Genomic DNA, 22,398 nt, shown 5'->3' with positions numbered 1-22,398 from the left:
CGTTCCTTAGAGGAACAGGAGCGGTGCCTCTTTCGCACGAATGGTCATGCGCGCAGCAGGATACATGATCGCCGCATCGCCATCGGCCAGTTCCGGGAACAGAGCCAAAATCTCATTGCGCGCATCTTCGTCCAGGCTGCCCAGCGTATGGTCGCCCGGCTGGAAGCTCTCTGACCATGTACCATCGCTCAATACGATTTCGTGGCGGTCAAAGAGGATGTGGATGTAAGTGACTTCTTCATCCGTCACTTCGCGCACGCCGGACAAACAGGTCAGATGCTTCGCCGCGACCAGAACCTCCTCGGTGGCAAAATACATCTCGGCTGCGCCATTGCTGATCAACATCCGGTGCTGGGGCGAGACGCGCATCGTGCGCTCGGGCAATCCTTCGCCTAATGCGCCAGCCTGAATTTCGATTGCACCAAATTCCGGCCGCGCAGCGAGTTCGTCCGTAGACACCGTCCGGTTTCCGATCCAACGGATCATCTGGAAACCGTTATCGCGCGTCAGAACGCGGTCGCCGACGCGCAGATGTTCAACAGGAACCTCACCGCAGATCGTCTTGATCTTGGTTCCTGGCGTGAAACAGGGAATGACATTTTCCATGTCAAAGAACGTCAGCGTACCCGCTTCGTTACCCGCCGAGTCAAAATAGGTGACGGTCCCGCTGGTGCCGGTGCCATCTGCGGCTGGTGCCTCGTTGATTTGCAGACGCCCACCGGGAAGGATGGAGCCACGCAGGTCGAGCGTGTCGCTGTCGACGCCGGTCGAGCCGCCGTCCAAAACATCGCCAATACCAGAGCCAGAAGACGTGACAGAGAACAAATCGCCATCCGCGCCGCCAAAGACGGTGTCAGCACCGCTGCCGCTGGTGATGTGATCGCCACCTGCGCCGCTATCGACGGTGATCCCGGTGCTGTCACCGCTCAGATCGATCCGGTCGCCGTTGCTGCCGCCGGTGATTTGTTCGATTTCCGAGAAGGTCGCGGTGCTTCCGAACTGATCGGTCGCTGTGCCCTGTTCATCGTCGGTGAATGTGACGGTGACCCGATCAACGCCAGAGGCATCAATCGTGTCGCCACCGTTGTTTTCATCGGTTTCGCCGCCGACAATCGTGTCCGTGCCAAAGCCGTCAGCCAAGGTGAACGTGTCATCGCCGCCTTGACCAAACATCTGGTCGTTGCCTGAGCCACCGTCGAGCGTATCGTCATCGGCACCGGCAAAGAGCTGGTCATTGTCTGCGCCACCAAAGAGCTGGTCTTCGCCGCCATCGCCAACGAGGATGTCGTTGCCGGCCTCGCCATAAAGGATGTCGTCGCCGGCGACAGCGTCATCACCATCAACGTAGTCATCGCCTGCGCCGCCATAAAGCGTGTCGTTTCCGTCCTGACCGAAAACATCATCATTGCCTTCACCGGCAAAAACGATGTCGTCGCCACCGTCTGCATAGACGATGTCATCATTCGGAGCTTCGCCCGAAATGATCGCATCGTTGTTGTCGATGAAATCACCATGCGGATCATCGGCATAGTTTGCGTCGATGACATCGTTCCCGGAGGTACCGTTCACGATCCCATCTAGCGGGGCGAGAGACAGGTTATCGTCGTTGTCAATCACGCTGCTGGGCATGGACGCGCCAGGCGCACCCACATCAATCAGTTCGATCTTGGTAATGTCGACCTTGTCGGCGTACTGATCCTCGGGATGCAACAGCGTCAGCACGTTGCCTTCGGCATCTTGCATGGTGACAATGTAGCCGGTGATCGTTTCCTCGGGGCCACCGGCACCAAGGTTCGTCATGTCGCCTTCAAACGTTTGAACGGATGTCACCGTGTAACCGACGCCGCCAACGTTGGCAGAGTCCCCGGCCGAGATCGTGCCGCCGCCACCCAGATAGATGACCGGATCGACGATCGACGTCATCTCATCGCCTGAGACCAAAGTATCCGTGCCGCCTGGAACGCCGGTCAGGGAAATCGCGTCGTAGGTCGAGGTCACATCAAACGGAACATCGTCCACGATGATGTTCTCAATCTCGAAGAACTCCATGGTGGAGCCGTCATTGAACGTGACGACGCCATCATAGCCATTGCCGTTGCTATCGGGGCCTGAGATGTTTACGTTCGCTACGTCAAAGACGCGCAGAGTGTCGTCATCAACGCCTGTCGAGCCACCATCGACGACATCGCCGCTATCCGCGTAAATGGTGTCAGCATCCGCGCCACCGTCCACAAAATCGCGCGCATCTGTTGCTGGTTCTTCACCTGGTGCATAGGCACCATCAGTGATTTCAAAATGGCTGATGGTGCCATCCATGTGCGACTGGAGATTGTCTGCAACTCCGTCGCCAGATTGCCACTGCGATGCACCCAAAACCCATGGTTCTGAGTTACCTTGAAGAGTGACTGGCACGCCCGATGCAGAAGCTTGTTCCACCCCATCGACAAAGATTTGAATCGTCTGAGCGTCGCTATCAAAGCTGACCTGCACGTCATGTTCAGAGCCCGCGGAAATGACTGAACCGCCAGTGCGGACGTCATAACTGACGGTATCACTCTGCCAGCGCAGGTAGAGTGATCCGTCAGTTTCGGCCCACAAAGTGAAGTGACCTCCACCATCAAAGCCGGTGCTATCACGCGAAAAAATGGCTTGCTGAGTGTCGAGATCATCAAGAGTAAAGACCGTTTTGACCGTCGCGCTGGTCAGGTCATAGTCGGCGTTATGCGGGATTTCGATGTAATCGTTCAGCCCGCCCAAGGTGACGCCATCGACACCGTTATAGGTCGCGCCATTTTGCAGGATGGCGTCATTGTCCAGCGCCGCGTCATCATCCAGCGGATCAGACGGATCGTTGAAGTCCCAAAGGCCAATCGTTGATCCACCCCCCGTGCCGGGGCCCGCAGGACCGCCGTGTTCGGTGGCGTCGATGATGTCTCCACCCGTGCCACCGTAAAGGTTATCGCTTCCTTCACCGCCAGAAATGGTGTCGGCGCCGCCACCGCCATAGATGGTGTCGTTGCCCGCATTCCCGAACAATTCATCCGCGCCATCATCGGCATCGACCGGGTCTTCGGTGACCGTAGCCGCGAAAAGTTGCACGTTGTCGATCTGCAGTCCGTCATTGTCGACGGGCCCGATTTCACGGAATGTCAGCCGGTCCGATCCATCGCCCATCCCACCTTCGAGCAGAAACTCGAAGCCTTCCATCGTGCCGCCGGCCGGATCGATGATCCCGACGTACTGACCGCCAAAGAACACTTCGACGGCGTTGTTGTTGACCCCTGCGAGGTCGCCAGCATCCAAGGTCAGAAGGTATGTGTCGCCTTCAACAAGGCCTGCAACATCCTGGTAAACTTCAAGGTTATCGGGTGAAGCGCCCATATCTAAGACGTTTTCACCATCGGTTGCGAAGGTGCCACCTTTTCCATCGTTGTGGTGGTCCAACTCCATGCTCGGATCGACGGCTGTCCAGCCCAGCGTGCCGCCGGAAATGACCGAGCCATACCCGGTTTGCGTATGGCCAGTCTCGTCTTCGAACGAACCATTGATGATCAGGTTGGCGCCTGTGGTTTCCACCGTGTAACCGGGGCTCTGTCCGTCACCATAGATGGTATCTGCACCAAGCCCGCCATAGGCTTGGTCGTTGCCAGCGCCGCCGATCAGCGTGTCATCACCATTTCCACCCTCAAACGAAGTCGGGTCCTGAATGTCGACATTTGTGTCCACGGTCGACGCGATGATGAGATCATCAATGCCAAAGCTTTCGTCGCTGGCGCCCTGATTAAGGGTCGAGCCAAAGCCGACAGTGATCGTGTCTGGCGGATTTTCTGCCGTGACACGAACCTCATAGGTGCTGTCATTCCATGAACCGCCACCTTGTTGGCTGGTATCAACAAGGACGTATTCGACATTATAGACGGTTCCATCCGAATGCGTGAACGTCGTGCTGCTGTCGCCGTTGCCGGAATTTCCAACCTGATGCGACTTGGATGAGATTTGTTCACCGTTAATTTCGATGAAGAAGTTCTCGCCATCCCAGCTGTCGGTGGTGCGCAGGTCAAATTCCATGACCATGGCGCCCATGGTCGGATCGAGGTTGAACGTCTTTTGCGTCGCGACTGCTCCGCCGGTGCTGCCGAACGCGCCAAGGTACTGATCGCCGTCATTCAACGCATTTGTGGAGGTATCAGTCCAACCGGTTGCGCCTGTGTCAAAATCCTCGTCGGCGACAAGCGTGGCTTCAGAGCCGTTCGAATTGGCGCTTTCACCATCACCATAGAGGGTGTCGTTGCCGCCATTGCCATATATGACGTCATCGCCGTCGTCGCCGACCAGTACATCGTCACCTTGGGTGAAGGTTGTCGTCAGAGGATTGGTGATTGTTTCACCGTTAAGCGTAAAGCCCGAGTTGCCGCCGCGTGTCGTCAGTTCAAACTCAAGGCTTTGTTGGTCCTCGAACAGCCCCGTGAACCAGGCATCCTGATTGTCCGGCTCGATATTTGCACCGGTATTGCCAGTGGCGAAGATGTCTCCATTGGTATTTTCAACGTTGATCAGCGGGTTTTGCGAGGTTTGATATCCGGTGAAATCGTTTTCCGAAATCCGGACCTGCTCATTGCCCCCGAACTGGGCATCAACGACCTCGTCAATGTCGCCCCATGTGGCCGCCCCGGTGAGAACAAGTGGTTCACCCGTGGTCTGATCGATAAAATCGATGCGGAATTGCGCAGTTTCCCCGCGCATCGCAGGGTTGGAGCCGACGTTGACGAGGATCTCAGCACCGGCAAAACCAGTCAGATCGACGTTGAGGTTTGGGTTGGACAAGTCCGTAAGCGTGATGCGCGCTGCAACAGGTGTACCGTCGGGAAGGAAACCGACATTGTCATAAATGACGCTGTCGCCAATGCCTGCGGCGCCGTCTGTGCCGGTTTGCGAGCCGGCCCGGACATTGTTGATGTCCAATTCCAAAGGCGTAACCTGCTCGCCCACACCCGTGGAAACCTCTTGGTCGCCGTAGATGACGTCATCGCCGCTGCCGCCGAAGACCGTGTCGTTGTCAGACCCTGCATTGACAATGTCGTCGCCCGCGCCTGCCGAAACCACGTCATCGCCCTGCCCCGAACGGACGAAATCGTCGTCTGCTGCGGATTGGCTGTCACCACCATCAATGACGTCGCCATCTGGATCGCCAGTATAAGACCCGTCAATCGTGTCGCCGCCAGAGGTGCCTTCGACAATGAAATCAGGTTGGACAAAGGCGGATGGGTCCTGAAAGCCCGACCAGCTTTCGCTGATGTCGACATCATTAGACGAGCCGTAGGGATTGCCCTGATTGTAGTCAGGGTCTTGAATAAAGCCGAGCCATTCTGCGCTGCTGGACAGGCCAAACGGGTCAATGGTCGTGAGTGTGGTACCCGACGGATACGTGTCGGCGGTAACAACTGCGCCGTTTCCGCCATTTGCGCTCAGGTCAAACGGACGCGAGATCGAGGCCCCGACGACCTGATCATCAATCGTTATATGGCTGATGACATAGTAATAGCCGGTCGCAGAATCCTGGGCGACGACCGAGTAATCTGTTTCAACAAGCGACCCAGCCGCGAATGTGGTGTTGCCGATTGTCAGCGGACTGCTCAGCGAGTTGCCGATACCACCAGAACCGGAATTGAAATCATCCTGAAGAATGCTTTCGTCGATTGTCAGCGCAACGGCATCATCAGCGTTGAGCGAGATTGACGAACCGAGGGCGGCTTGCGTCCCGTCATTCCATTCATCGCCATTCGTGTTGCTGAGGTCCGGCGTAAGCGAAATCACCCCGTTGGGATCAGTCAGAGCGTCCAGCGTAAACAGTGCAATCGTCAGGGGCATTCTTAGTTCCGTCCTTCAAGCAACAGCTCGCAGCTGTTGCATAGCAATTGGGATCCAAAGGGCCGGACGACCGTTTCTGACTTTGTCAGCAACATCATTGGATCACACTCGTTCCTCAATTCGTGTCGCGTGCGCGACGTACACAACAGACGGCTCACACCCGTCCTTATGCGCCCGGTTTGACAGTCGGATTTGATCAGAGTGAGGAACCCCAAGTGCAATAATGGGGCATGGGCATGGATGGCGCGACGCATGGGGTCGCTGGTAGCCGCCAATCGTTAGGCGTTGGATAACACGTTAATTTAAATGAATTTTTGGACGATGTATCGGTCTAGTCCGGGATTGGCCGCTCACCGCCTGCAGCGTGAACGCCCCATTTGCACCACAAAAAACGCAAAAGACCGACCCGGGCGGCACCAGCGACCTGCCACAATTCGTCATTGGTCGCTGGTTTGAACGGCAGTTGCAGACTCAGGAATGCAGGAGGCGGGCCTCATATCCTTTGAGCGAGCGCCGCGCAGACGCATAGCCCGCAACACCCTCTTCGGTTTGAAGCTCGGGGAAGAGAGACAGGATTTCCTCCCGTGGCTCATCCCCCATCGCACCCAACGTGTAATCACCCGGCTGGAAGCTTTCGGTCCATGCGCCGTTCGACAGCACGACTTCGTGCGCGTCGAACATGAAGTGGACATAGGTCGTCGCAACCGTCCCGACCCGACGCACGCCTTCAAGACCGACAAGGTGCTTGGCTGCAACCAGAACCTCGTTTTCCTCAAAGAACAGCTGCGTCTTGTCGTTCGCGATCAGCACGCGGTGCTGCGGCGACACGATCAGGTCCCGCTCTGGCAGACCACGACCCAGCGCACCGGCCTTGATCAGGATCGGTGACAGGTCGGGGTTCTCGGCCACTTCCTCGACTTCGAGGCTGCGTTGACCGACCCAGCGGATTTCCTGAATGCCGTTGTCACGAGTGATCACACGGTCGCCTTCGCGCAGCTCTTCGACACGACGCTCACCCTGTGGGGTCGCGATCATGGTGCCGGGCGTAAAGCATGGGATGATCTCTTCGATCTCGGAATAATCGAGACGGCGGGTGACGTTTCCATTGCTATCCAAAAACTCGACGCGGCCAGACTCCGGTCCGGAGCGAATGATGTTCACGTCAAATCCACTGAGATCGAGAACATCGACATCCAGACCATCGGCATCTTCTCCGCCAACAATCGTGTGATTTCCGGCCGCCGTGATCGTGAACAGGTCGCTGTCTTGACCGCCTTCAAGACGGTCATTGTCTGGCCCTGCGGTCAACGTGTCTTCGCCCGCGCCTCCGCGCAACAGGTCGTCCCCTGCGCCGCCGGACAACACGTCATTTCCCTCACCGCCGTCAATGCGGTCTTGGCCTTGGCCACCTTCAAGGATGTCATTGCCTTCGCCACCGTCAATGACATCGTCGCCACTGCCGCCGTCGATGGTGTCATCCCCACCTTGGCCAAAAATCGTATCTTGGCCCGCACCGCCAAAGATCGTGTCATTCCCTGCTTCGATAGGAGTTACAACCGCACCGTCGATCAGGTTACCATTCATTGAGAACCCAGACGCCGATGAGCGCGCCTCAAGCGTAAACTCGATAAAGCTGCGATCCTCGAATTGGGCGCTGAACCATGCGTCCTGGTCACTGGGATTATTCTGTTCACCGCCAGCGGCATTCACAACGCCGTTCGCGTTGGTCACGGTCAAAGACGTATCGTCTGACACGCCAAACGCGCTGAACGAGTTGGCGTCGATGCTCACCGACTCCGTTGAGCCGTTAGAATTCCGATCAAGGTCGTTGAATGTGGCAACCGAGTTGATCGAGACAGGCGTGCCCGTGGTTCCATTCGGCGTAGCGGGAATAAAGAATTCCATGCGGAACGAAGCGGTCTTGCCAGCGTCGGACGAGTCGTTGTTTCCGTTCAACAGGATTTCCGCGCCGGTGCCGCCTGACATATCGACCCGGAAGTTATTGTCTTTGTCCAAGAGGATCAGGCGCGCCGAAACAGCGGTGCCATCCTCAAGCGTGGTGATGTCGCGATAGACAACAGATTCGCCGATCTGAGCGCTGCCGCCGTTTGGTGTGTTCTGAACAAGGTTTGACGAGACCAGCGTCAGGGGGTCAGCATCGACGCCCGGGGCCGTGCCCTCGCCCGCATCACCAAAGATGATGTCGTCGCCGTCGCCGCCATCAATCGTGTCGTCACCACCTTCTCCGCTGATGCGGTCCTGACCGTTCAGGCCATTGATGGTATCGTCTTCATCGGTACCTTGAAGCAGATCGTTATTCTGCGTTCCATTAATCGTCGCCATGAACCACGCTCCCCAGCTGCGGGTCTAACAAGACGCTTTTTGTCGGGGTGGCAGCCCCAAGCGCCTAAAACCAAATACTGCACACTTTACTTAAGTTGCAGCGGAGTCAGATGAGGCACCTAAGCCAATTGCTGCACTGCCGCACGGGGAAATATGGCTAATTTGCGCCACGGAAGTATAGGGCGGGAAACAATGAAGGGGTGAACTATTCGATTGTATAGGAACGTTGCACAAAGAAAGGGCACCGCCTGTATCAGGCGATGCCCTTTTTCCTTTGAAGACCCAGCCGTTAACCGTGGATCAGCAGGCTTGCTTCGTGGCGTTTGAGTGCCTTGCGTGCCGAGGTGTAGTCGGCAAGACCTTCTTCCGTCTCCAATTCTGGGAAGATCGCAAAGATCTCTTTCCGCGCTGCGTCACCCATCGCACCCAACGTGTAATCACCCGGCTGGAAGCTTTCGGTCCATGCGCCGTTCGACAGCACGACTTCGTGCGCGTCGAACATGAAGTGGACATAGGTCGTCGCAACCGTCCCGACCCGACGCACGCCTTCAAGACCGACAAGGTGCTTGGCTGCAACCAAAACCTCGTTTTCCTCAAAGAACAGCTGCGTCTTGTCGTTCGCGATCAGCACGCGGTGCTGCGGCGACACGATCAGGTCGCGCTCTGGCAGACCACGACCCAGCGCACCGGCCTTGATCAGGATCGGTGACAGGTCGGGGTTCTCGGCCACTTCCTCGACTTCGAGGCTGCGTTGACCGACCCAGCGGATTTCCTGAATGCCGTTGTCACGGGTGATCACACGGTCGCCTTCGCGCAGCTCTTCGACACGACGCTCACCCTGTGGGGTCGCGATCATGGTGCCGGGCGTGAAGCATGGGATGATGTTCTCGATTTCGCTGAACTTCATCGTGCCAAGCACGTTGTCGTTGTCATCGAAATACGTGACCGTGCCGTCAAACCCGTTGCCGTTGCTGTCTGGCCCAGTGATGTCGACAGACAGACGCCCGCCCGGTGTCACGGTGCCGGTCAGGTCCAGCGTGTCGAAGTCGTTGCCACCGGCACCACCGTCGACCATGTCGCCGATGAACGAGCCCTGAACCAAATCAGGATCAATTGGATCACCGCCCGGTGTCAGCTCGGCCGCCTTGAAGACGTCTTTGTCATCGCCACCAGAGAGCATGTCAGCGCCCTGACCACCGATGATAACGTCGTCGCCGTCACCACCGTCGATGATGTCATCGTCCAGACCGCCGTCGATGAAGTCCTTGCCGGCGCCGCCAAGCAATTCATCATCGTCGTCCGCGCCAAAGATGGTGTCGTTACCGTCGCCACCGTCGACAAAGTCCTGACCGTTGTCAGTCACAAGGTCTGGGCTGAAGCCACCGGTGTCCTCATCCGTGATGTCGAGGTTGTCAGGCAGACCAAGATCGGGGTCGATACCAGCGTAGATGACGTCATTGCCGTCACCACCAAGGATCGTATCCGAACCCTCGCCACCAACGATGCGGTCATTACCGGCGCCGCCGTCGATTTCATCGCGGTCGAAACCACCGTCGATGATGTCGTCGCCTTTGCCTGCAATGATGATGTCGTCATCGTCGCCGGTGCTGATGATGTCGTCGCCGTTGCCCGCATCGACAAAGTCTTTGTCGTTGTCTGGGTCATCGTCGCCTGGGAACAGGCCAGGATACCCCAAATCAGGCGCACCTTTCGGACCTGTGTTGATCACATCGTTGCCGGAACCCGCATAGACGGTGTCGTTACCATCGCCGCCGATGATCTCGTCGTTGTTGTTGCCACCAGTGATTTCGTCATCTCCGGCGCCACCATCCAACAGGTCGTCACCGCCACCACCGATGATGGTGTCGTCGCCTTCGCCGCCGCTGATATCGTCATTGCCCGACTTACCGTCGAGGATGTCGTTACCTTCGCCACCGATGATCGTATCGTCATCGCCACCACCGGTGATGGTGTCGTTGCCTTCACCACCGTCGAGGATGTCGTTACCGCCCTGACCTTCGATAATGTCGTCGCCGGCCTCACCAAAGACTGTGTCGTCTCCGTCGCCAGCAAAGACTTCGTCATTGCCCTCGCCGGCAAAGACGGTGTCGTTGCCACCTTCGGCGCGGATGATGTCATCATCGCCGAATTCGCCAGGCAACAGCGCGTCGTCATTGTCGACGAAGTCGCCATCCGGGTCGCCGTCATAGTTGACGTCGATGACTTCACCCGCAGCCGTACCTTCAACAATACCGTCACGTGGATCTTCACCTACGGTGACTGTCACTGTTGCTGTATCGCTGCCACCGTTGCCGTCTTCGACGGTGTAGGTGATGGTCGCCGGACCTTCAAAACCGTCCGCCGGGGTGAATGTCAGCGTGCCGTCGTCGTTGATCTCAACGGTGCCTTCGGCCGGATCGACAGTTGCGTCGGTGACTTCCAGATCATCGCCGTCAACGTCGGTATCGTTGTCGAGGACTGTGATATCAACAGGCGTTTCAAAGTCGGTGCTTTCAGCATCGTCGTTGGCAACTGGATCGTCGTTCACGGGATTGACCGTGACATTGACCGTGGCTGTGTCTTCACCGCCATTGCCGTCCGAAACCGTGTAGGTGATCGTTGTATCACCGTTGAAGTTCGGGTTCGGCTCGAACGTGATCGTCCCGTCATCGTTGATGGTGACGTCACCATCTGGCGATGTTGCCGAGATCACTTCCAGATCATCACCATCCGTATCGGTATCGTTGTCCAGAACCGGAATAGTGACTTCACCGTCTTCATCGACTTCGGCTGTGTCATCATTCGCGATCGGATCATCGTTCACCGGGTTGACAGTGACGTTAACAGTGGCCGTGTCTTGGCCGCCGTTGCCGTCCGAAACCGTGTAGGTGATGGTCGTGTCGCCGTTGAAGTCCGGATTTGGCTCGAACGTGATCGTGCCGTCGTCGTTGATGGTAACTTCGCCGTCTGGCGACGTCGCTTCGATCACTTCCAGATCATCGCCATCGACATCCGAGTCGTTGTCCAGAACCGGGATCGTGACTTCGCCGTCTTCGTCGACCTCGACAGTATCATCCTGCGCGACCGGATCGTCATTCACCGGGTTCACTGTGACATTGACCGTGGCTGTGTCTTGGTTCCCGCCGGGATCGGTCACGGTGTAGGTGATCGTCGTATCGCCGTTGAAGTTCTCATCCGGTGTGAACGTGATCGTTCCATCGTCGTTGATCGTGACTTCACCGTCAGGCGACGTCGCTTCGATCACTTCCAGTTCATCGCCATCCGGATCGCTATCGTTGTCGAGAACTGCAATGGTGACAGGCGTGTCCTCATCGGTTTCCGCCGTGTCATCTTCGGCAACTGGAGTTCCGTCGAACTCTTCGCCAAGGATGTTTTCAATTTCGGTGAAGGTGAATGTTTCGCGGACTGTCCCGTCTGGGTTCAGCAGTTCAACCGTGCCGTTCTGACCGTTGCCATTGCTATCTGGTTCAAGGTCGACAAGGCGGAATGGGCCAACGTCACGCAGATCAAGCGTATCGTTATCGTCGCCACCTGCGCCGCCATCGACCACGTCGCCGCCGGTACCACCGATGATGGTATCAGCATCATCGCCACCGCTGATTTCGTCAGCACCTTCGCCACCGGTGATCGTATCATTGCCGGCTTGGCCAAAGATGACATCGTCACCTGCGCCACCAAGCAATTTGTCGTCACCGCCCTCGCCTTCGTCGAAGACAAAGTTGTTGGCTTCGTATGGGGCAAAGTTAAAGCCCGAGTTCACGCCACGGCTGGTGGCTTCAAAAGTGATCGAAGATGTGCCCGAGAACACAGTTGCGATCTGGGTGTCTTCTTCACCGTTATTCGAGTTCGCGTTGTCTTCGGTGCCCTGCGCAATCAGCGTGGTTCCGTCGAAGGTGACATCAAGCGAGCTGTTTGTCGGCACGCCGAAGGTTTCAAGTTGGCCACCGCCAACGGAAACGATTTCGATCCCGGTGTTGTTATCGAGATCAGAGAACACGATGGCCGGATCCAGAATAACAGGAGAGCCATCGGTCGGGTCAAAGAACTCAAGACGGAACGTGGCCGACTCGCCGTTATCGTTGGCGTCGTTGTCGCCGTTCAACAGGATTTCATTGGTTTCGGAAAAGCTCAGATCAACCAAAAGGCCGTCTGTCGACTTAGCTTCCAGCACAAGGCGTGCCGAGACAGGCTGGCCGTCGACTGTTGCGACGTTATTGTAGACAACGCTATCGCCTGCCTGTGCGTCACCTGGCGTGCCGGTTTCGCTCGCATTGTCGACGTTGCTCAGCTCCAGATGAACCGAGTCTGCGGCGAATGCAGCAACGCTTCCTGGGGTTGGATTATCACCATAGATGACGTCATTGCCGTCATTGCCTTCGATGCAGTCATCATCGGCCCCACCGGCAAGCATATCGTGGCCATCACCACCGACAATATCATCCTTGCCTGCGCCACCGTCGACAACATCGTCGCCTTCGCCAGCGTCGACATCGTCATTGCCGGCGCCTGCATCGATGACGTCATTACCACCGTTACCGGCGATCGTGTCATTCCCGGTTCCGCCAGCGATGACATCGTCACCGTCGCCACCTGTGATGTCGTCCTTGCCGCGACCACCATCAATCGTGTCGGCACCTTCGCCGCCATCGATGGTATCATCGCCGTCTTCGCCAAGCAGGGTGTCGTTGCCATCCTCACCCGAAATGTCGTCATTGCCTTTGCCGCCAAAGACGTCATCGTCGCCTTCGCCTGCCAGAACCGTATCGTCGCCCTTGCCAGCAAGGATGATGTCATCATTCGGACCTTCGCCCGGCAGGATTTCATCATTGGCATCGACCATATCGCCGTCTGGATCGCCTTCATAGGCCACGTCGATCAGGTCATTGCCGTCAGTGCCGCTGACAATCCCATCAGGTTGGTTCTTTGGACCCAAGTCATAGATTTTGACGTTGTCGATCTGACCGTCAAAGAACTCTCTCAGGTTATTCGCGGTGTTGTCACCAGACACAATTTGCGACGCACCAATGGTCCAAGGCTCATTGAAATTGTCGCCCATATCAATTGTGAGCGGATCGTTGATGTCTTCGCTGTACTCGGTGCCGCGGCTCAGGTTCTGAACCACAAAGCGACCGTCAACACCCTGATCATCCCATTCATAGAAGACGCGAACATCTTCACCCGGCGAGAAGAAGTTATTGGGGGTGTTGTAATAGAAGCTGTCGCCATCCGTTTGGTGGCGGACCGTGACTGCACCGTTCTGAGTGACGCCGATCGTCAAGTGACCACCGTCGTCAAAGTTCGAGCTGTCGCGCGAAATCAGGGTGTCGTTCGAGCTGCCGACGTGTTGGTCTTGATTGAATTCGATGCTCAACGCACCTTTGCCAATCTGGAAGGCATCATCAGCAGCAATCACAACCGCGTCGTCGTGGCCGTCGAGGTCCAAAACATCGCTATCGTTCAAAGTATTGGGCGAGCCCTGACCGACAGTACCAGTCTGGGCCACACCATCGAGCTCGGTCGCGGTGTCTTCGAAGGTCCGGTCGCCAACAGGCTGTTGACCCTGATTGTTGTCGTTGAAGAGGTATTCCGCAACGAGACAGTCTTCGTCGACCTCTGGCGCGTCGATGTCCGGCCGGACCGGTGCACCAAGGATGTTCTCGATTTCGGTGAAGTTGAAGGACTCTTTGACCGAACCGTCGTTGTTCAACAGCTCAACCGTGCCGTCTTGACCATTGCCGTTGCTGTCAGCACGCAGGTTTGTCAGACGGAATGGCCCCACGTCGCGCAGATCAAGCGTGTCGAAGTCATTACCACCGGCACCGCCATCGACCACATCGCCGCCGTTGCCGCCGATGATGGTGTCGGCGTCGTCGCCGCCGCTGATTGTGTCGTGGCCTTCGCCGCCGGTCAGCGTATCGTCGCCCTTACCACCCAGAATGGTGTCGTTGCCTTTACCACCATCGATCGTGTCGGCAGAGCCGTCATCATCTTGAACAGTTGTGTCGCCTGTCTTGATCGATACGGCGTCGTAGCCGACGATCACGTCGTCGCCGTCACCACCATCAATGGTATCGTTGCCATCATCGCCTTCTATGCGGTCATTGCCAACGCCGCCTTCGACCATGTCATCGCCTGCACCGGCAAAGATCGCATCGTCGCCATCTTCGCCAAACAGCATGTCGTTGCCGGCACCGCCATCCAACTGATCGTTGCCTGATTGGCCGTGCATCCAGTCGTCGCCGTTGCCGCCGGTCAGGACATCATTGCCGGCACCGCCCCACATCTCGTCGTTGCCTTCGCCGCCATCCAGCGTGTCGTGACCGTCGCCGCCTAGCAGGATATCGTTGCCTGCTTCACCGAACAGCATGTCGTCGCCGCGACCACCTTCGAGGCGGTCGTTTCCGTCCTGGCCGTGCATCCAGTCATTGCCATCTTCGCCGCGAATGATGTCATTGCCGGAACCAGCCCAGATTTCCTCGTTGCCCTTGCCGCCAAAGATATCGTCATCACCGTTGCCAGACAGGATGATATCGTTGCCGTCACCGGCGCGGATGATGTCGTCGTCCTGACCCTCACCTGGCAGGATCTGATCGTTTGCATCCACGCGATCACCGTCCGGATCGCCGGTGTAATTTACGTCAATGCGGTCGTCGCCCGCCGTGCCTTCGACAATGCCGTCGAGATCATTGGTGGTGAGGTCGTAAACAAGGTTGTCGATCGCGCCCGAACCGCCAAGGACGACGTCCATACGCGCAACGCCGTCGACGTTGAAATCCACTGTCTTTTGTCCGTTGTTGCTCACACCGTGAACATCAACCGTTTTGATGTGGTTGCCCTGATCATCGTAAAAGCGCACCCAAGCGCTTTCTTCGACGTCAAGAAATGTGAGCTGCTTGACGGTTGCTTCGCCGTCGAAGTCAAATCGCAGCGTACCGCCACCGGCATTGTCATCCGGATCGCTGCTCAGGTTGTCCTCTGAAATAATCAGAACCTTGCCCAGGTTGTTTGTTTTCAGGTCGTAGTCACCGCCAGTGGGGTTGGCGGTATCAAAGATCATCGCTTCGCCGGGCTTGTTTGGGTCACCACCGTTACGGAACGCGGAAACTGTGAGGCCTTTGTTCTGCAACTCGGTATCGATAACCGTGCCGCGGCCGAACTCGTTGAAGTTGATGGTGTAGCTATTCGTCGTCATGACAGTCATCCCTCAAGCACCAAATCGAACGCCGTAGCATTTGGACGTTCTGTAATTGCAAACCCCACTCGCGCGCCCGCGGGATGCGACACTGCAAAACAGTCGGCCCGAGCCGACAGCTGCTTCAAAGATTTTGCTTCATTAGCCACGGAGCTAATCCTCTTGTGTCGCCCCTTGCGAAGGACCAACCGCAGATTCGATCGCACCATCGTCACGAAGAGCAAACACAAGTGTAGGAGCAACGGAGCAAACGCCGTCAGCGCCAGGCAATTGGCCTGACTTTCACACACTTGGATTGCAACGGCAGCGTCACGACCCAGTACGACCGCCCCCACGGTCTATGGTCACCCCCCAGTCGGGCTTGGTCGTTTTACTGGTGGCGAAGGGCACAACAAAGAGAAAAATTGACGAAATCTTGTCACATTTGGTCATACACCCTGTCCCTAGGTATATCCACGCAACCTAAACGTGCATTATTGTATTTTGCGAAAAATACAATGCGCCACAGTCCTGCCTCATTTGTGTCTGTTGACAGCCGCAAATCGCACGAAAATTGCGCACGCCTGCCGCAATTCAAGAAATGTGGGTGTTATGGTACCTCCAGCTTGGAGCTGACCTAAGGGAAATTGTTTCAACCTTAGAAACAGTTCGAGAAGCCTAAATTGCTACCCTCGACCGTTAACCTTTAGTCCAGAATGGGGCCCGCATTGGTCAAGATTCAGAAACGGTCTTCATAAATGCAAAGTGACTTTGCACAAAATGATGGAACACTTGGCCACTTCGTCGAATCGACGCAAGTTATCCACAGGGGCAATGAGTCCAGAATGCGGCCATGTCGAAGGGTCGGATGTTTCACCAAATCTCGGTGGGTGGCGTAGTCACGCCAGCGCTCGCATTTGCGCGAACATGCCCGCTCTCCAGAGATGGAATTCAGACACAATCAGAGGAAAATCTAGCGATGGTACCCAAGGCCGGACTCGAACCGGCACGCCCGCAAAGGCGGGGGATTTTGAATCCCCTGCGTCTACCATTCCGCCACTTGGGCGTACCACGCTAGAGCTTGCTCGTATCCCCGGCCCCGGTTGGGGTCAATACCCCAACATGCAGGATCAGGGGAACATCACCCCGACCAACCAAAGAGTGATCGCAGGAAACGCAACAAGGATCACAACGCGCACCAGATCAGATGCTACAAATGGTGTGACGCCGGAGTACGTCCGCACCATCGGAATATCCTTGGCCATCGAATTGATGATGAACAGGTTCATCCCAACCGGTGGCGTGATCAGGCCGACCTCGACAACGATCAGGGCAAGGATCCCAAACCAGATCGCTGTTTGCTCTGCCGTCAGCCCAAAATCGAGAATTTCGATGATTGGAAAGAAAATCGGGATCGTCAGCAGGATCATCGAAAGGCTATCCATCACGCACCCAAAGATCAGATAGGCAATCAGCATCGCTGTCAGCACCATCAGCGGTGCAAATCCTTGACTGCTGACCCATTCGGCCATCGCCTGCGGTGCCTGCGTGGTGGCAAGGAAAGAATTGAACACAGCCGCCCCGAAAACGATGAAAAAGATCATCGCCGTGGCCGTTGCGGTCGACAGGATACAGTCCTTGATCCCAGCCCAATCCAGTTCCCGTGTCCAAAGGCCATAAAGCCCTGTCAGCACTGCCCCAACGGCTGCACCCTCTGTTGGGGTGAACAATGCGTCGGGTCCGGGGCTGCTCCAATCCCAGTCGCCAGCGATGCCGTACATCACCAGACCAAAGATCACGAAGACCGGCCATGTCTGAGCAAGCGATTTCATACGTTGGCCATAGGGCACACGGTCCGCCGTGCTTGCGGCATCCGGACGAACACGGACGTAAATGGCAACCGTCAGGATATAACCCGCTGCCGCCAACAGCCCCGGTATCAAGGCGGCGATGAACATCTTGACGATGTTTTGCTCGGTCAGAATTGCATAGATCACAAGGATCACAGACGGCGGGATCAGAATGCCAAGCGTCCCGCCAGCGGCCAGAACACCGGTCGACAGGCTGTCAGAATAGCCTCGTTTCCTCATCTCGGGCAAAGCCACCTGCCCCATCGTGGATGCAGTCGCCAAGGAAGACCCACAAACCGCACCGAAGCCCGCGCAAGCCCCGACCGCCGCCATTGCCACACCGCCTTTGCGGTGTCCCAGCCAATCCTGCGCCGCTTTGAACAAAGCCCCTGACATCCCTGATTTGGTCGCGAATTGGCCCATGAGCAGGAACAGTGGCACAATCGACAGAGAGTAGCTTGAGAACGTGTCGTAGGTGAGTGTTTTCAGCTGCGCCATCGGGGCCGCAGGTGTCCCGCGTACATACCAGATCCCGACAAAACCGGTAATCGCCATGGCCACCGCTATCGGCACCCGGGCAAAGATCGCCAAAAGCATCAGGCCAAAGCCGATGAGCGCAATTTCCATTCCGGTCATGCTGCTTCTCCTCGGGCGATCTGGTTCCAACCGCGCCAAACGGTGTAGAGCGAAACAGCAAAAAACACGCTTGCCCCAATCAGGGACAGGCCGAACGGAATCCAGATCGGAATCTCCAGCTCATAGGTGGTTTCCGCGAAGAACGGCTTGTAGCCCATGCTCAGCCGGTCGCGCCATGCGTCGCTGAAATACGGCCACTTCTCGCCAAAGCCCAAGTAGAGCCGCCACATGATCATGAAGGACACCGCGGCGATCAGCACATCACCGACCCATGCCGTAAACGCACGCCCGCGCGCAGGCAGGCCGTTGGTAAAGAGGTCAACGCGCACATGCCCGCGGTTCAACTGACACCATGGCAGAAACGCGAAAACAGCAATGGCGCAGCCTGCCTCGACCAGTTCGTAATCCCCCTGAATAGAACGAATGCCATAGGCATTGATCCAGCGCCCAATGATCGACACCAGCGTGATGAGCGCCAGCGCGATCAGGATCACGCCGCCAACATAGGCCAGTCCGCGCGCCAAACGCTCGATCAACAGCCCGGTCCTCTGTTCAGCCCGTGGTGCAATTTCTATCTGCACTCTAGTTGCCTCCAATGATCGGTGGTGACGCGTTTAACGCCGCGATATCCATCCCTGCAACGGCTTTGTAGCCATCGGCGAATGCCTGACGTTCTACGCGCGGCATCACGACATCTATGTCGGAAAAGCCGTTCGGCGCGCGATCTGCGACAATGTCCAGAATTTTGTCTGGCCCGTCGCCACGATTGGCCAAAACAACCTTGTTCACAGCGTCCCGCCGTGCGTCTTCATAGGCTTGCAAGGCATCCGGCACTGTCCCGATATCCGCAAGGCATCTCGCCAGATGGCGCGCATCGAGGATGGCTTGGGACGCACCGTTTGAACCGATGGGATACATCGCATGCGCCGCGTCGCCCATCAGGGTCAAGCGTCCGAATGTCCACTGATCCAACGGATCACGGTCGACCATCGGATATTCGTAAATCTGCTCTGCGGTGCGGATCACGTGCGGAATGTCCAACCAGTCAAACTGCCAGTTTGAAAAGGTATCAATAAAGTCATCCGGAGCGCCCGCGCGATTCCAGTCCTGCTGCCGCCAAACGTAGTCATCGGGCATGGCCAGGTCGGCGATCCAATTCAGAATAGACCCCTCGCCGTCATCGCCAATCGGGTAGCAGACGAATTTAGCGTCCTTGCGTCCGCACATCGCAACTGTCCGGCCCGTCCCAAATCGGGGGGCGCGTGTGATGCCCCGCCACATCATCGTCCCGCCCCATTGTGCCGCACCTTCATCTGGATAAAGCAAAGCGCGCAGGGACGAATTGATCCCATCGCAGGCAATCAGGACATCGCCTTGCACACTGCCCAGATCACGACCGGTTTTTCGATCGCTCAGATTTGCCGTGATCCCGCCGATGTCCTGTTCAAAGCCTGTGACCGTCGCACCTGTCTGAACGACATCGCCGCATCTGTGACGCAAGGCAGAGTACAGGGCCATCTGTAGACCGCCTCGGTTCAACGAGAATTGAGGCCACCTGTAGCCGGCTTTCTCGCCGCGCCATTCGTTCCAGATCAACTGGCCGTGTTGCGAATAATAGGCAACTTCTTCTGTGCGCAGACCAATCCGGTCCAGGGCGTCCTCAAGGCCAAGGTCCATCAATTCGCGCGTAGCGTGCGGTTGAAGGTTGATCCCAACACCTAGGGGGCGAAGGTCCTGAACAGCCTCTAGAATACGGAACGGCACGCCGACCTGATGCAGGCTCAGGCCCAGCGTCAACCCTGCGATCCCACCACCTGCGATAAGAACCGTCATGTCTTGCTCATGTCGTCAGAGAAAATGCCGAACGGGCGGCAAGGCAAAGGGCGGCCCGCAGTCAAATGCGGGCCACCCGTATCGATCACATGCTGTCAGCGTATTTCGCAACCGCTTCCCGCGCGAAATCGACCATTTCCTGCCCTGGCAGGCCTTTGGCTGTGACCTCTTCGATCCAAGCGGCGGTTTGAGCTTCGCCAATCGTGCGCAATTCGGCGACCAGCGCCTCATCAAGCGTGTGGATCTTGTTGTCGGTGCCACTGATGATGCCGACGCCGATTGCGTCCCCTTCATCCATTGCACGTCCGGCCCAAGCCGATGCTTCTGCCCCGGAGTTCGCATCAATCACGGCCTTCAGGTCATCTGGCAGCGCGTCATAGGACGCCTTGTTCATGCCCCAGATGAAGAACGTGTTGTACAGCGCGCGGTCCCCGCCAATTTGCGTGTGGCTGTCAGCCAGTTCGTGAACCTTGAGCGGCGGCACGATTTCGTATGGGATCACCCCGCCGTCCACGACGCCTTTAGACAACGCTTCGGGGAATGCTGGTACAGGCATGCCAACCGGGCTTGCACCCAGCGTTTCAAGCAAGGCGTTCGCCTGACGCGATGGTCCACGGAGCTTGAGGCCGTCAAAATCCGCGAGCGTCATGACCGGATCACCTTTTGTGTGGATGATCCCCGGCCCATGTACATGCACGGCCAGAACTTTGATGTCGCCCAAACGGTCCATCAGGTATTTGTCGGCAAAATCCCATGCGGCGCGCGATGACGCCTCGGCGCTCATGGCGGTCATGAACGGCAGTTCAAAGACTTCCGTTTCAGGGAAGCGGCCTGGCGTATAGGCAGGCAGCGCCCAGCCTCCGTCGATCACGCCGTCGCGGATCTGGTCATAAAGCGCCGGTGGTTTGCCACCCAATTGCATGGCTGGGTACAGTTCCACCTTAATGCGACCATCAGACTCGGCTTCGATCTTTTCCGCCCAAGGCGCCATAAAGAAAGCCGGGACTGACCCTTTCGGGCTGAGGAAGTGCTGGAACCGCAGGGTCACATCCTGCGCCATTGCAGCCGTCGCTGTGATCCCAAGCGCCATTGCGCCAGCAAGGCTGGCTTTCAAAAACTGTTTCATATGTCCTCCCTAGACGTGGTGCTGCCACCATCGTTTGCACTACACCCCTTCGGCTCGCATCCTTCAAGATGCTTTCACAGTGAGCGTCAGTTTAAGAGCGTATTGCTCCAAGCCTGCGCAAAGTAATTGCGCCTGTCAAATATTTGCCAAGCTTGAAATCACGCGGTCGTTTTGAACAGACACTGGCGGTCGAAATAAGACATCGGCGTCCCGATCTTGACGTTGGTCTTGCAGCGCGGTCTATGACGCCACGCAAGTTGGCACGGGATTTGGTGGTCAACACACTGACCCTTTGGACGCCTAAGGATTGAAAAAATGACGTTCGAGACTTCTGCAGAGATGGCTATTTCCGAACGGCTCAACCAGCTTGCAAACGAGGCTCCGGATAACAAGGTCACGCTCTTTTGGGTCATGGACCAGTTGCACGAGCGGGCCTTTGGTCTTTTTCTGCTCATCCTCGCGCTGCCTTGTTGCATCCCATTTCTCTACGCAATTCCACAGATCGTCGCGCTGCCTTTGATGGTCGTGTCCGGGCAAATTCTATTTGGTCGGTCGACGCCCTGGTTGCCGCAGAAACTCGGCAATCGAGAGGTAAGGAAGGACGCTTTGCAAAACCTCGCGGATCGGGCGCGCCCTTGGCTGACGCGGATCGAAGCCATCAGTCACCCGCGACTGACTGCCCTGACACGCTCTCCCATGGATCGCTTTGTCGGCCTTGCGCTCGTATTGTTCAGCGCCTCCATTCTTGTTCCGCTTCCGGCGACCAACACGGTTCCCGGTTTTGCCGTTGTCGTTGTCTCAATGGGGCTGCTTCAGCGCGATGGCGTCCTCGTCATTCTGGGCGGGCTGTTGGGAACAGCTTGGATTGCCTCATTGATCTTTGCCGGAGCCACCTTGGTGAGCCTGTTGAAAGGATGGCTTGGCATGTAATGCCGAGTATGTGACGGATTCTTCGTCTCGCGCGGCTATTTCGCTGTGGGCTGCGCAACCCAGCTAAGCTATCGATCAAATCATGACGTTGACAAAGACCAATCTTGTTCTGCTGGCTGCGGGTGGATCGCTCGCACTGATTGTTGGGGCCTACGTTTTCCAATACCTCGGCTTTGCACCGTGCAAGATGTGCTACTGGCAACGCTACCCACATTTCGCGGCCATCATCATTGGCGCTGTCTTTCTAGCCTTCCAATGGCAGGTCTTACCCTGGCTTGGCGCGATGGCCGCCGCGATCACCGGCGGCATCGGCGTTTTTCATGTCGGCGTCGAACAAAAATGGTGGGAAGGTCCTGCAAGTTGCACGGGCGGCGGCATGGGCGACCTGAGCGGCGCAGACCTGCTGAACCTAGACTCGGTCCGCGTGATCATGTGCGACGAAATCAGTTGGCAGATGCTGGGTCTCTCCATGCCGGGCTGGAATGCGCTGCTCTCATTCGGGCTCGCATTTGTCTGGATCATGGCGGCGCGGCGGGCTTAATCCGCACCCGGGCGGTCAAACCGCCGCCTTTTCGTTGCACCCCATATTCCGTCTCTGCTATACAATGATGCAACAAGAT

9 protein-coding genes and 1 tRNA gene are annotated in these 22,398 nt (G+C 57.0%); 2 read left to right on the top strand and 8 right to left on the bottom strand.

All coding sequences use genetic code 11. The annotated features are described in order from the left end of the window. Positions 1-6 precede the first annotated feature (6 nt). From FE702_RS18940 to FE702_RS03230, 8 genes are all read right to left on the bottom strand, one after another. Positions 7-5,868, bottom strand: a complete 5,862-nt coding sequence (locus FE702_RS18940) for a Hint domain-containing protein (RefSeq protein WP_147124771.1) — start codon at positions 5,866-5,868, stop codon at positions 7-9. Positions 5,869-6,339: 471 nt separating this feature from the next. After that, positions 6,340-8,211, bottom strand: a complete 1,872-nt coding sequence (locus FE702_RS03260; protein WP_147124770.1) for a Hint domain-containing protein — start codon at positions 8,209-8,211, stop codon at positions 6,340-6,342. A 289-nt stretch (positions 8,212-8,500) separates the two neighbouring features. Then, positions 8,501-15,424 (bottom strand): tandem-95 repeat protein, encoded by a 6,924-nt coding sequence (locus FE702_RS03255; protein ID WP_186826968.1) that lies wholly within the window; start codon positions 15,422-15,424, stop codon positions 8,501-8,503. Between the two features lie 959 nt (positions 15,425-16,383). Continuing rightward, a tRNA-Leu gene (locus tag FE702_RS03250) sits at positions 16,384-16,469 on the bottom strand. 64 nt (positions 16,470-16,533) lie between these two features. Beyond that, a complete protein-coding gene (locus FE702_RS03245) occupies positions 16,534-17,889 on the bottom strand; it encodes a TRAP transporter large permease (protein WP_147124768.1) in 1,356 nt (451 codons plus the stop codon). Beyond that, positions 17,886-18,470, bottom strand: a complete 585-nt coding sequence (locus FE702_RS03240; RefSeq protein ID WP_186826967.1) for a TRAP transporter small permease — start codon at positions 18,468-18,470, stop codon at positions 17,886-17,888. The genes FE702_RS03245 and FE702_RS03240 overlap by 4 nt, the downstream gene beginning before the upstream one ends. Position 18,471: 1 nt before the next feature. Next, positions 18,472-19,722, bottom strand: coding sequence for a flavin-dependent oxidoreductase (locus tag FE702_RS03235; RefSeq protein WP_147124766.1), 1,251 nt, complete (start codon positions 19,720-19,722; stop codon positions 18,472-18,474). 85 nt (positions 19,723-19,807) lie between these two features. Continuing rightward, positions 19,808-20,848, bottom strand: coding sequence for a TRAP transporter substrate-binding protein (locus FE702_RS03230; RefSeq protein ID WP_147124765.1), 1,041 nt, complete (start codon positions 20,846-20,848; stop codon positions 19,808-19,810). Between the two features lie 315 nt (positions 20,849-21,163). Here FE702_RS03230 and FE702_RS03225 point away from each other — a divergent pair, with 315 nt between their 5' ends. Continuing rightward, complete coding sequence (locus tag FE702_RS03225; protein WP_147124764.1) at positions 21,164-21,778, top strand: exopolysaccharide biosynthesis protein; 615 nt, start codon at positions 21,164-21,166, stop codon at positions 21,776-21,778. A gap of 82 nt (positions 21,779-21,860) precedes the next feature. Next, entirely contained in the window at positions 21,861-22,319 is a 459-nt protein-coding gene (locus FE702_RS03220; protein ID WP_346722126.1) for a disulfide bond formation protein B, read from the top strand. Positions 22,320-22,398 lie beyond the last annotated feature (79 nt).

It is taken from the genome of Shimia ponticola (genome assembly GCF_007995215.1).
Taxonomy (GTDB): Bacteria; Pseudomonadota; Alphaproteobacteria; order Rhodobacterales; family Rhodobacteraceae; genus Shimia_B; species Shimia_B ponticola.
This window is presented reverse-complemented; position numbering and strand designations above follow the sequence as displayed.